Origin of the sequence: Shewanella sp. MSW (assembly GCF_007636515.1) — a bacterium.
Lineage (GTDB): Bacteria > Pseudomonadota > Gammaproteobacteria > Enterobacterales > Shewanellaceae > Shewanella > Shewanella indica.
In genome coordinates this window covers 179660-191039 of record NZ_LVDR01000004.1, presented here as the reverse complement: position 1 = coordinate 191039, position 11380 = coordinate 179660, and the positions used below count along the sequence as shown (strand labels likewise).

The 11380-nt window shown below is 50.8% G+C and carries 21 protein-coding genes and 1 other RNA gene; all 22 read right to left on the bottom strand.

Going from position 1 to position 11380, the window contains the following annotated elements:
• Positions 1-217: 217 nt before the first annotated feature.
• Positions 218-991, bottom strand: coding sequence for a phage minor head protein (locus AYI96_RS05760; protein ID WP_144361172.1), 774 nt, complete (start codon positions 989-991; stop codon positions 218-220).
• Positions 984-2567 (bottom strand): DUF935 domain-containing protein, encoded by a 1584-nt coding sequence (locus AYI96_RS05755; protein ID WP_144361171.1) that lies wholly within the window; start codon positions 2565-2567, stop codon positions 984-986. Before AYI96_RS05755 ends, AYI96_RS05760 begins: the two co-directional genes overlap by 8 nt.
• On the bottom strand, positions 2564-4123 hold the full coding sequence (locus AYI96_RS05750; RefSeq protein ID WP_144361170.1) for a terminase large subunit domain-containing protein: 1560 nt from the start codon (positions 4121-4123) through the stop codon (positions 2564-2566). The genes AYI96_RS05755 and AYI96_RS05750 overlap by 4 nt, the downstream gene beginning before the upstream one ends.
• 5 nt (positions 4124-4128) lie before the next feature.
• Positions 4129-4320 carry a hypothetical protein gene (locus AYI96_RS05745; protein ID WP_144361169.1) on the bottom strand — a complete coding sequence of 64 codons (192 nt, stop codon included), beginning with the start codon at positions 4318-4320 and terminating at the stop codon, positions 4129-4131.
• A complete protein-coding gene (locus tag AYI96_RS05740) occupies positions 4320-4901 on the bottom strand; it encodes a DUF3486 family protein (protein ID WP_144361168.1) in 582 nt (193 codons plus the stop codon). The genes AYI96_RS05745 and AYI96_RS05740 overlap by 1 nt, the downstream gene beginning before the upstream one ends.
• Before the next feature lie 9 nt (positions 4902-4910).
• Positions 4911-5201 (bottom strand): ArsR family transcriptional regulator, encoded by a 291-nt coding sequence (locus AYI96_RS05735; protein ID WP_144361167.1) that lies wholly within the window; start codon positions 5199-5201, stop codon positions 4911-4913.
• Positions 5202-5209: 8 nt separating this feature from the next.
• Complete coding sequence (locus AYI96_RS05730) at positions 5210-5512, bottom strand: DUF2730 family protein (protein ID WP_144361166.1); 303 nt, start codon at positions 5510-5512, stop codon at positions 5210-5212.
• Positions 5512-5745, bottom strand: coding sequence for a TraR/DksA C4-type zinc finger protein (locus tag AYI96_RS05725; protein WP_260852954.1), 234 nt, complete (start codon positions 5743-5745; stop codon positions 5512-5514). Before AYI96_RS05725 ends, AYI96_RS05730 begins: the two co-directional genes overlap by 1 nt.
• Positions 5742-6341, bottom strand: coding sequence for a hypothetical protein (locus AYI96_RS05720; protein ID WP_144361165.1), 600 nt, complete (start codon positions 6339-6341; stop codon positions 5742-5744). The genes AYI96_RS05725 and AYI96_RS05720 overlap by 4 nt, the downstream gene beginning before the upstream one ends.
• On the bottom strand, positions 6326-6604 hold the full coding sequence (locus AYI96_RS05715; protein WP_144361164.1) for a hypothetical protein: 279 nt from the start codon (positions 6602-6604) through the stop codon (positions 6326-6328). The genes AYI96_RS05720 and AYI96_RS05715 overlap by 16 nt, the downstream gene beginning before the upstream one ends.
• Positions 6604-7152, bottom strand: a complete 549-nt coding sequence (locus AYI96_RS05710) for a glycoside hydrolase family 108 protein (protein ID WP_144361163.1) — start codon at positions 7150-7152, stop codon at positions 6604-6606. Before AYI96_RS05710 ends, AYI96_RS05715 begins: the two co-directional genes overlap by 1 nt.
• A gap of 78 nt (positions 7153-7230) precedes the next feature.
• On the bottom strand, positions 7231-7680 hold the full coding sequence (locus AYI96_RS05705; RefSeq protein ID WP_144361162.1) for a hypothetical protein: 450 nt from the start codon (positions 7678-7680) through the stop codon (positions 7231-7233).
• A 9-nt stretch (positions 7681-7689) separates the two neighbouring features.
• Positions 7690-8115 (bottom strand): Mor transcription activator family protein, encoded by a 426-nt coding sequence (locus tag AYI96_RS05700; RefSeq protein ID WP_144361161.1) that lies wholly within the window; start codon positions 8113-8115, stop codon positions 7690-7692.
• An 84-nt stretch (positions 8116-8199) separates the two neighbouring features.
• Positions 8200-8700 carry a gp16 family protein gene (locus AYI96_RS05695; protein ID WP_144361160.1) on the bottom strand — a complete coding sequence of 167 codons (501 nt, stop codon included), beginning with the start codon at positions 8698-8700 and terminating at the stop codon, positions 8200-8202.
• 273 nt (positions 8701-8973) lie between these two features.
• Positions 8974-9228 carry a hypothetical protein gene (locus AYI96_RS05690; protein WP_144361159.1) on the bottom strand — a complete coding sequence of 85 codons (255 nt, stop codon included), beginning with the start codon at positions 9226-9228 and terminating at the stop codon, positions 8974-8976.
• Between the two features lie 28 nt (positions 9229-9256).
• Positions 9257-9526: a hypothetical protein gene (locus tag AYI96_RS05685; protein WP_144361158.1), complete on the bottom strand. Its 270-nt coding sequence runs from the start codon at positions 9524-9526 to the stop codon at positions 9257-9259.
• A gap of 11 nt (positions 9527-9537) precedes the next feature.
• Positions 9538-9610: hammerhead ribozyme type II (locus tag AYI96_RS05680), an RNA gene on the bottom strand.
• 10 nt (positions 9611-9620) lie between these two features.
• Positions 9621-10079 carry a hypothetical protein gene (locus AYI96_RS05675; RefSeq protein ID WP_144361157.1) on the bottom strand — a complete coding sequence of 153 codons (459 nt, stop codon included), beginning with the start codon at positions 10077-10079 and terminating at the stop codon, positions 9621-9623.
• Positions 10072-10257 carry a hypothetical protein gene (locus AYI96_RS05670; RefSeq protein WP_144361156.1) on the bottom strand — a complete coding sequence of 62 codons (186 nt, stop codon included), beginning with the start codon at positions 10255-10257 and terminating at the stop codon, positions 10072-10074. Before AYI96_RS05670 ends, AYI96_RS05675 begins: the two co-directional genes overlap by 8 nt.
• Positions 10232-10471, bottom strand: a complete 240-nt coding sequence (locus AYI96_RS05665) for a hypothetical protein (RefSeq protein WP_144361155.1) — start codon at positions 10469-10471, stop codon at positions 10232-10234. The genes AYI96_RS05670 and AYI96_RS05665 overlap by 26 nt, the downstream gene beginning before the upstream one ends.
• Positions 10461-10739, bottom strand: coding sequence for a hypothetical protein (locus AYI96_RS05660; protein ID WP_144361154.1), 279 nt, complete (start codon positions 10737-10739; stop codon positions 10461-10463). Before AYI96_RS05660 ends, AYI96_RS05665 begins: the two co-directional genes overlap by 11 nt.
• 10 nt (positions 10740-10749) lie before the next feature.
• A complete protein-coding gene (locus tag AYI96_RS05655) occupies positions 10750-11370 on the bottom strand; it encodes a DUF3164 family protein (RefSeq protein ID WP_144361153.1) in 621 nt (206 codons plus the stop codon).
• Between the last annotated feature and the right edge of the window lie 10 nt (positions 11371-11380).

The window sequence follows — 11380 nt, the reverse complement described above, 5'->3', positions numbered from 1 at the left end:
GATAAATAACGTCAGTTGCTCTATTGGGGTGGGTGCGAGTATGCCGGTTGAGGTTTCGGCAGCGCTTAAAGATTACCCGAAAAAAACAGCGGATCAAGCAGCGAAACACAAAGCCACTTAAAACTTATGGCGCAACCATGTTTAAACACCGTTTAAATCAACTCACAAGCGTTTAAACTTTTTTCTGAGTAACTTTGTAGCTAGTATGCTGTTAGCGTTAATCTGAGAGCGTTTGGCGCATTCGCTGCTCTTTTTCGGCCAGGTCATTTGCCAGTGCCTGTTCACGCCTTTGCCCCGGGTTATAGTTCCAGCCTGGTTCAATGCCCTCTGGCAGGGTTTCAACTTCACCTGTTCGCTTGTTAACCCAACGCCTGTCTTGGCTGTCCGGTGACTCGGTACTGACTTTGCCTGCGGCAATCAACTGCTGGGCTTCGTAGTTTGAAACCTGACGTATCCAGCACTGACAGCCCCAGCCATTGGGTGGCATATGCACTTGCCACCATGGATGATCAGCTGGCAATAGGGTGTTATTCCATTTCACGTGTTCAAGCCGGTGCTCCTGCGATGGCCCCAACTGATACAGCAAATACGGCATGGCACGTTTGGTGCGTTCTATGCGTTCCCACTGGCCTGCGGCTCTGGCGGTGCGCATGTTGGTGCGATAGATGGTTTTCAAACGGCCTTCACTGCCCAGTTGCACCGGCTTTGTTTCACCGGTTAACGGGTCATCCATCAATTGCACCCCCCACCAACCTGATTTTACAAGCAAGGGTTTGAGTACGCTTTTGAACTGCGCAAAGGTTTGGCCCTCTTCAATAGCCTGCTCAACCAGCTGCTTAACGTCAACCAATAGATCTGAGTTCAGCATCTTGGCTACCGTGAATGCATTGTTGTGTTCCTGCTTCCACACATCGCGGTAATCAAAGCCAGGTTCAATGCCCTTGCGCTTGAACCAATCCAATGCCTCCTTGGGTACGATGTTCTCAGGCATCGGTGGCGTCTCCCATTCCCCTGGCCTGGAACATATACTGCGCCATCTGTTCCACGAACTGCTCCGCGCCGAGCTGCTCCTGCAGCTGAGGTAACGCCGCCAGGAACTGCTCATAGCTGTCAGACTCATTGGCGAGTTTCAGGATCGGATTCATAAACTCGTCAGCCATTTCTACCCAGTCGCCCATGGCCTCGTTGGTCATGTTGTCAATTTCGGCTTCCGGTGTGTTGCGTACCCGGTTAATTGCCAGCATGTGGTTGTGACCAATTCCCTGCAGGCGAGAGTTCATGCCCAGCGATTGGTCGATACTATTCATGCCAACCACTGTGCTTGGAGCCAGTACCTCTTCATCATCTTCAGGTTCTACCAGAGAGAATTTATCGCGCATAGCCGCCGCCGATACCCGCAGGCCGCGATCAATCAATGGCGTAATGCTATCAACTAACATCTTTAAATCTTCCGGCTCGGGCACATCTATGCGCACTTTGGGGTAATGCGGTTGTACGCCCCAGTTCAAAATGATGAAGGGCTTCACCAGGTACTCATTGACGCATGCAGCCAGTTGCCGCGCATCCCACTTGGCAATATCGATACGCACATCATTGTGCACATTGGCCTGAGACTGCGAACTGCCATCATCCGCTGTCATGGTTTGGCCAAGCACGGCTTTTGATATCTGCTCATCACACCAGCGCGCCATGTTCTCAAACAGGGTGTTACCGCCATTGCCTTTGGCGGTTTCAATCAAGTCTATCTTCATCGACTCGGGGATCACCGCGCCGGCATCAGAGGCGATACGGCCAATGGCGTTGACCAGGGTTTTGATATCGTCCTCGCTGGCATTGGCACCGTATTTACCCACGCGCACCGGGATACCGAATACTTCGGCAAAGGCCCACCAATCGCGCACAGTGAACGACTTGAGCATGTACATCACGGCAACCAGCCGCGCCAAGCCATTGCGCCAGACGCTGCCGCTTTTTGAACGCGGGGTGTGCACCATAAATTTATATGGCTCAAGTGCTGCCCCCTGTGGTGCGTCTTCTGATATCAGCAATATCTGTTCCAGGGTTTCTTCATCCTGGCGCAGATAGCGTGGGTCCACCCATTTGTAATCGGCCGGTTTCCACGGCATGGCGCGTGTGTTCCACAGTATCTGCACCACGGCCAGCCCCTTGCCCAAGCCATCGAGCAAGTCGAAGAAGAGTTCGGGGATCATGTCATCGGTCATCAATTCACGAACGCGCTCGGCCATCAGCACATCTTGTGGGTCTTCGCTGTAGGCTTCTACCGAAGGTTCAATTGCTGCCACTGCTAGCTTGCGGGTACGCAGCTGCGCGGCGTAATGCAGATCACGTTCTTCCATTTCTTCGGCCAGAGTCATGTACGCCTCTGGGTCGTTGCCGTCAATCACACTGCGCAGGATCCCCGCCAGCCGTTGCGGGGTGATAGTTGAGGCAACACTGGCAGGCCTTGGGTTACGAACGCCCGTGGTATATGCACGGGCGATATCATCACTGAGCACTTCTTTGTCGGCTTTAATTGGGTTGCCGCGTGCGTCCAAAATTTGCGTCATAGTCTTATACCTCTGCCGCGCAAGTCATCCTGCGGCATATCATCGAATCGGTTGTTTTCCTGAGCGGTACCAAAAAACCGGCGATGGGTTTCATCGGCATCGGCTTTGATGGTGTGCAGTTCGTAGCGGGTGATGTCTTCTTTCGATGCCAGGAAGCCAAGGAATATTGCTATCGCACTATCGCCGTGGCGTTTATTGCCATCGCTTCCTGTAGTGCGACTGTCATCTATGCCAGGCACACCACGGTAGAGTTGAATCTGTCCCAGGTCGGTGATCACATCTTCATGCTTGGGAAGACTCAGTTCGTCATCTTCAAAAGCGGCTTTAAAGCGTGGCATGTTCTCGCGGTAATAGGACTGCGACAACATGACCTCTTCAACTTCAGCGCCGTATTTATAGCGGGCCTGTTCGGCCAGGTACTGACCGTTACCTCTGGCATCGAGCTTGATACCGTCACGGCGAGGCAGGCGATCGCAGATGAAATACAGGGTCTGCTCCTGCTGTTTGAAAGGCACGTTTGCCAGCTCCACCAGGAAAGGTACTTCGCGCTTGGTGTTGTCGTTGACTGTGACCGGTGCCATGACTGTCAGGTCGCCGTTGCGGGCAAAGTCTTCGCCGAAGGCATGGCGCAAGTGCTTGGGCAACAGCAGCAGCTGCGGTGCCACTTCCTTATCCAGCCACTCCTGCATTTCGTTAATTCGTTCGGCCTCACCTGCTTGGTTGAATGCAGCGCTTCCGGTAAAGCGCAGCACCGGGCTATCCAATTTGGCTGCACGCTCACGCAAGCTTCTTGGTATGTAAGATCCGCCACCACTTTTTGGAACACAGTAGTATTCTTCCAGGGCGTCTTCTTCAGTTGCTGTATCGCGCAGTAGATCAGACTTCCATTTGTCTTCTGCCTCCTGCGACCACTGCATTCCTTTCACCTGACAGATGCGCTTATAAAGGCCACCATTACACGCATCATCAAGGGTAATTGTGTGTATCGAATAACGCTTCTTGCCGGCACGGCTGTCTTGGATCAGTTGGTTAAATAAGTTCTCAATGCCATTGTGGGTTGATATCAGCCGTACCTTGGCGCCCCACATTGTCAATGCCAGAGCAGCTTTCAGTACCTCAGCCAAGCGTTCATGGAAGGCTGCTTCGTCAATGGTTACGTTACCTTGCATCCCCCGCAGGTTAGAAGGATTGGATGACAGTGCCTGCACCTTGAATCCAGACGCGAAGTAGACAACGAATGTCAGGATCTCCTTATCGCCATCCTGATCCAGAAACACCTCTTCCTGTACATCACCGGCTGCATGGTTGAATGCTTTCGCCCACATGGCCACGGCATCAATGAATTCCCTCGCCATCTCTTTGTTTGAGCCAACATAGAAATGGTTGGTACCGCCAGCCGCTTTTGACTTAGACGCAATCAATGCCGCATCTGCAGCCTCTGCCCAGGTGATACCTGTTCGGCGACTTTTCTCAGCTATTTTCAGCGGCGAGTCATCGGCAATCCAATGTTTCTGATAAGGCAGCAGTACATCTTGTTCGACGAATTCATAAGTCATGGCCGTTATACTCCTGCAGCTCTAACAGCGCAGTCTTTGGCCTCAAGCAGTTTTCTCAATGCCATGTAGCTTTCTTCATTTTCCGGCAATTCTTTCACCATCTTTTCGGCCAGATCAGCAATAGGTTTGCTGATTACCTTTAGATGATCAGGCAAGTGCTGATAGGTGAAGAATTTCATTATCTGCGAACGTTGCATTAGGCTATCCCCAGTATCTGATTTTTGATGTCATTGGCAGTATCAGCTGAGATACCAGCTTGCTTGACAATCTTCTCTGCAGCATCAGCAGCCTCTGCGGCAAAGGCTGAGCGGATTTCTTTCTCCACCTTAAGGCTCGACATCGATGCCTGCTCAATACGCTGTACAACCAGGGCCAGTTGCCCCAAAGCCTTGGGCGATATCACTTCGCCTTCTTCACCTTCCGCGGCTTCCATCATCTTCATCGAAGTTTCAAAGGCCATGGTGCGCACGAACTCCTGCAGCAGCTTGCCCACGTCTGACGTGGGAGCCTGGCCGAGTTTGCTGATCCAGACTTCGGCCACTTCACGCGACTGCCTCAGGCGTTGACCCATGTCTTCCATGCGCTTGGCGTAGCGATTAAAGCTTGAGCGGCTTATCTTTGCATCATCCGGTAAGCCCGCTTCTTCAATCATCTGATTGACGGCATCGCGGATATCTTCCTGCGTCATGTCGCCACTGCGAATGAGCACATTCAGCGATGAACGTATCTCCTCCGGCAGCAGTTGGATTTTGCTCTTGCGGTTACTGGCTACTTGCATGATGACCCCTTAAGCCCGAGGGCGCTTAACACCTGGCACGGTTGCTTGGCCAGTGGCAACATCTTCACCACGTCCAGTGAGCCTGGCGATTTGGCAATCCTGGATATTGCGCAAGGTGATAAGCCCCTGTTCTTCAAGCCAGGCAAGATGATTGCGTACATTGTCGCGGCTAATGTTATGGCCATAAGCATCAAGGCAAGAATCGATAATCGACTCGTTGGCTTCATAACCGTGCATTTCGCGCAGAGAGCGCAGGATCACCAGGCGCTGATCTTCAATTAGCAGTGTTTTAAATGACATATGATCCTCTACTTATCGTCCTTTAAACGTTGTTCCAACAGCAGTTGAGCCAAGTGTTCAACCGGTTTTATCTGCGCCCTGAGCTCTTTCATTTCGCCCCGGGTTTCGGCCATTTCCACCATCAGTTCAGTAAGCTGCTTTTGGGTAGGCAGGCTGTCTACCCTGGCGCTCAGCTCATCCACCTTTTTATCTATCTTTTCCAGGTCGTCGCGCTTGGCATACGTTTTTGAAAGCAGTGCCAGAACCAACATGCCAATGGTGCTTAGCCCTGCCCACACCATGGGCCAATAGGTTTTAAACCATATATCCATCAACGTGGCTCCCTGGCTGCTTGACATGGCACGCAACGTACTGCGCTGCTATTTACAGCAAGGCGCTCTGCTGCTATCTGGTCACCACAATCCAGGCACCAGCGGTTGCCATCCTCGTCAATGTCCGGCGTTTCAACATCACGTGACAACTGCCTGGCGATTGCCTGCTCGCGGAACTTTTGCTCTGCGTCCTGCGCCTGGTCAACCAACTCTGTCATAGAAGATCCTGTCATTGACGTCCCTTAACCACGTTTAATAATGCATTGGTCATCTTGGCACCGCTGCCCTTGGGGTGCGGTGCAAAGCCGTCCAGCGTGCGCAAACCAAGGTAAGCCCATGCCGGGGTAGACAACATCGCGGCTACCGCCACATCAATACCGCTGCCGTAGTTGAATGCGGCCAGGCCTTCCATTACAAAGCAGTAGAATATGGTGGCCCACATTGACTGCCGCGCCATCAGCGGGCGGGTTTTGCGTATGTAGGGATCCTCGGCTTTGTCGCCGGCGCGAATGGTCTCTTGAGTTTGCAGATGTTGAGACTGGGCATCTTTAAATGTCAGCTCCTGGCGGCGGGTAATTTCACGCTCCATTTCTACCTTGAGCCGTTCTAAATCAACCAGCGCATCCGGTGGCATTTTTTGCAGTTCACGGGCAAGTGCTGCTTCCTTCTGGCTGGCGGTGACACCCAGGGCACCATCAACCTGTTCTACCATGTCGGCCACTTTGTTGGCGGTTTCACTGCCACCGAACATAGAAGAAATACCCCTTATGGCAGCAGGTCCCACTTCCATTGCCAGCTTGGCCGCACCCAGTATTAGAGAGAGTGACATTGTCTTATACTCCTGATTTTTGAAAGTTTGTCGGCGCCACTGGGCGCATTAGGTTTATTTGCTGTGGCCTGGTCTATATGCACACGGATGTCGCACTGACTTACGCCATGCCAGCCTCTGTTGAAGAATGATTGCATGGTGCCGCAGTGGCTGAAGAACGGCGCGACAGCAGGAACAGCAGCGCCGGTTTGATAGGCTTTCAGTTCAGCATCGAGGCGCAGCTCACGCCCCCTGACTTTTGAGTAGTCCCAGTTTTTGCCCATTACTGCATCTCCCACGCGGCATCGGTTAGATGCACCAAGCGGTTATGCCAGCCCTCAATGAAGCGCACCTGAGTGTGGTTATTCTTGATAATACGCGCATACAGCCTGGCACGGCGCAGGCCATAGCGGGCGCACAGATATTCAACGTCGCAGCCATTTACCGCCTTGCGGGTATTGGGCCCAACCTTTCCGTCTGCTTTGCTGCCGCATATTTCCTGCAGCATTCGGATGGCGGTAACAGCCCCATGCTGCACGGCACTGTCGAGCATGTATAACGCCACCGGGGCTGACCAGTCATTACAATGAGCCGCCAGCCAATAGTTCCTGTGGTAAATGCGCACGGCGGCATCAATGGTAAGCGCAGCGATATCTATGCCGGGGAAGGCGCGTTTGCTGATACCGAACTTGGTTTCACCGCCTGGATCCTTGGGGTCGTTGACATAGCCACCATTGGCACGCAAGCCGCCTTCCATTTTCAGAATGAAGTAAACGGCATGGCAAAATTCAGGCGTGTAGCCTTTGGTTGAAAACGGGAAGTCTGAAAACATGAAAGCACAACCAGATTAAGTATCTTAATTCGATTGTGCTTTTTATAAAGAGGATGGATTAATTAATGTGGATTGTTGCTATTGCTCGTAAACTTCGCAGCTGAACTTATTTGGATATCTTTTCATTCTTAACTTCCAACCATTTAGAATAGCTTCATTTGATTGGCCGACTTTAATCTTTTCACTGAATACGCTTTTTATCACTTTTTCGTCTTGCGTCTCAGGGTCATTCCAAGTTTCTGCTTTGTTGTAATCAATGAAAGCTGTGAGCTTATAGCAAGGCATTATTGATATGATGTCAAACTTTTTTGACTCTGGCAGAGAAACCGTTATAGATCCACTTTTTTCTGATAGGCTTATTTTCATATCACGATATTGATTGCTTGATTCAGCAATATGGCTATCGCCTTTCTTGTACCAGTCAGCCGCATATACATTAGACATTTCGAAAGATTGGATCAAGTCATCAATCTTTGCAGCCGAAACGTTTACTGAAAAAATAGCAGCCAATAAAAGTAACTTCTTCATACTCGTCCCTTAAAACAAATCCGGTTGTCGGTTCTTCACTTCGCGTTTGCGCATCTTAGCAATTACACGGTAGATATGCTGCATACTCTTATCGTATTTGCGCGACAGGGCTTCTACGTTGTCGCCGGTGAACTCATGCCATATCGACAGGTTCATTATCTCAGCTTCCAGTTGCCGACCCCTTGGCAGATACAGCTGCACGCCGCCGAACTCGCGGCAGATACGGTTAAGCATAGGGATGGCAATTTTACTGTCGGCGCCATGCTGCTCCAACTCATGCTTGAACATGGCATAGATTTGACGCATCGCTTCCGGCCAGCGCTGTGAGTCTTCACCATCGGCTATGCGTTCAATATCTTCCAGGCTAACATTGTCATAGCCAAAGAGATCACTGTTGTCATTGCTGGCAGCACTTGGTTTGTTTGCAGCGGTCATAGTCGCCCCCGGTCGCTCTATCAAGATGAAAAAACACCCCGCATAGCGAGGTGTTTTCAGTATAAGGCATGGGGGCTCTACTGGTCATGGAGTTGGGTTTTGATATCGCTTGGCGTAGAAGTTTGCCAGTTTTTCATACCCGGCTCTGCCCGGGCTGCCACCACTGGCGATTATCGCCTGGGCCATTTCCCTGTAGTGCCACTTCTTCAACGCTTCAAGAACCTGCGCCGCCTGTTCAGAACGCAGCCAGTTTACCCGGTCCACCCCTTGGCCGTTGTCTGTCTTGGTCATGCGTTTAACATAGGTATTAAGCGCCACCTCGGTATTGCTGCGGACAAACCCCTGGGCAAACATGGTCAGCCAAATGGCGCGTATCTTGGCAACCTCAGGCGCACGATCCCGGCGCTTGCTCTTTGGCTTAAATCCCTGGGCTTTCATTTCAGCGATTACCGCTTTGAGCTGCGCCTCATCAAGTTCCTTGGCACTGCGTTTGCCGGTGACCTTTTCAAGCAGGTTGCGGTACATGTCATCATCCAGCAACAATTCCCGCTTACCGATTTGAACCAGCTTTAGTGAGTTAGACATCTCTTTCACCTATGCCGTTTTTAGGTTGGTTGATGGATGGTTAATGCGTTTCACTACAACCCGGTCAGAATAAACTTCTTTAAAAAAAGGCTCTGAACAATGTGGGCATACGGCGAAACTATCCCACATGCAACCGCCTTTCTCTGGTGCGATTGTTTTTAGGCTGCTATCACAGCATGGTGTTTTAAATTCAATCACGTTAAACCCAGCATCGGTAACGGATTCCAACCATGCCTGGTATTGGGACAATCTGGTGTTTGACATATCTTTCTCCTATGCCGCGCTGCGGCTGTTGTTGCTTAAGTTGCGCTCATTACGATGCTCAGCCTGACACGCCTTACATCTGCACTGCAGGCCGTCAGGTTCCCTGGCAGATGGCGACCAGAAAAGCGTATCCTGGGGCCAGTACTCTTTGCAGCGGGGGCACAGTTTCTGCAATCCAACTTCGTCGTCTATGATTGCTTTGCCATTGGCCAGCCTGCGCTGCATCAGCATCTGATTCATAATGGGTGTGTATTCACCAAACATAATCAACCCCCATTTAAACCACACTTAATCAATATTCTGTTGATGCAAACAGACGTGGAAATACACCACCTTGAGCAATTTCAACCTCAAGCTGTTCTTTAAAAGTTCTTTTTAAAAGTTCGCCACCTTCTTGTCGCTCATCAACAAAAAATGTTAATGAATCAAGATTTGATGCTGTTAATTCGTATGGTTCATCTAAATAATCAGAATCACCATATTCTTCGATATAGTCAGCGATACAAGATTCAAGAGATTCCCCAACCCACCATTCACATTCGTTCATTGCAAATACTTTCATTTCAAATCACTCCTCGGCTGCTCATCAGTGCCAGGCAACCACACCTGGCAGACAGACAAGGCGCAAGGCCTTGCTGTTTCGCTTTGGTGTGGGCTCATCCTGTTGGGTTGCTGTATTGCATGCAGGCGGCATGGATTAGCTCCAGCCCCTCTAGCTTTTTGAACTTGCGGCAGAGCACCGAGGCTTTTGTGAAACATGGCTCATGCCAAACAAGCTTTTCATGGAGGCGAGGATGTTGTTCCTTTGCACGGCGCTTACCCCATATTTTTTCGATCGCAGCAATATCTTTGGCGCTGTAAACAGCTTTGCTTTTTTGACACCAAACATCATTTAATATTGCCGGTGCATCATCGTCGACCAGGTCTTTTAAATGCATCCATTTGGCTTTCATAACACCATCGATATAAACAAATAGAGCTGTCTTTGATTCACCAACTCGCTCGCGGCGAACAGATAATTCATAACCTTTGTAGGTAAAGGTGATGTTGACAAACATTGCCGTCATTTCGGTTTCAATGTCTTGCCATAGCTCTTTGCTGATTGCTTTACTCATCGTCCCACTCCTTTTCGTTACTGTCCTGAACAGTTACTCTTTTCACTCTTTGGGCCCTCCGCTGGCGCCAGTTACCAAGGTTGTTGTCGGCCCAGGCTTCGGCGTCTGCCTGGGTGCAGCGGTTGTGCTGCGCGATGTAGGCGATAAGTTCCTTATGCCGTTTCCGTTTCAGCGTCATGGCGTTCACTTATCAATTGCTCATATTCTTCACGCACGTTCGAACCCTGGCGGCCAAGCACATAGTTCAGTGCAGCTATGTAGCCGTCTTCAAAGGTGCAATCAGGGAAACAGCTGCCCTCAATTTCAATCATGGTTTCAGCCATGCTGATTTCATGTTCTATCTCGCGGCGGCTGAGGGCGCAGAGAAACAGCTTTTTCAGTTCAGCGGTCATCGTATTGACTCCGTTTTTTCTTGTCGTACACAGTCACTATGTTGCGGTTCTGGATGATGAAGTAGGCGCATTCACATTCCAGTATTCGTTTTGGGCGCCAGCCATCTTGCTTATGTATGCGGCGCAGTTGCTGTTTGGTTGGGCGGCTGGCAGTTGCTACCGCCTCAACCAATTGCGGCAAGTTGCGCCCGGTTCGCTGGCGCCATCTGTCCACTGCATGACGACTGACATTGATTTCTCCGTATCGGGTATGCAGTAGCAATGGCATCAGCGCCTCGCTACAGCTTGGCGATATCGAGAGAAATCTGTTTATAGGCGCCGTCATCCTGGCGTTCGTATACACGCAGGTAAGGCGTGGTGCCTGTGACTTTGATGGAGTCACCAATGGCATCCATTGCTTGGTGCCAGTCAGGATCCGTGATGTTGAGTTGGCGCAGGCTCAGCACTTGGTTAACGTCGATATTGCCCTGCTTATCCACCCGGAATGCCGAGTTAACCAGTGCTTTGATTTGGTCGTTTGAACCCACGCTCCAGCGCTTGATGCATTCATCAATCTTGGCTTTGGCCGCTTGTATCCGTTCATCAAAAATACGGTGCTCGCCAATTGAGCGTGTCACCTTGTATTTGCCGTCGAACGAAATTAGGGTGACGTTGCCTTTGGCACCGCCGTATTTCACATCGTGCTCGGCGGCTGATACGTCCACAAAGTCGGCTACCTGAGCCATAGAGTTGGCCTTGAATAGGCTCATCTTTGCCTGCAAATCTTCGGCGAACATGACGATGGACATCACCACCTCATCGCGCAGTTTGTCTATCTCTTTGATTTGGCTTTCAGGCACCAGATGCCCCTGGGCGTTTTTGCGGAAACCGGCAGGGATGGTGTTAGTGGTTGCGGTCATTTTTGGATTC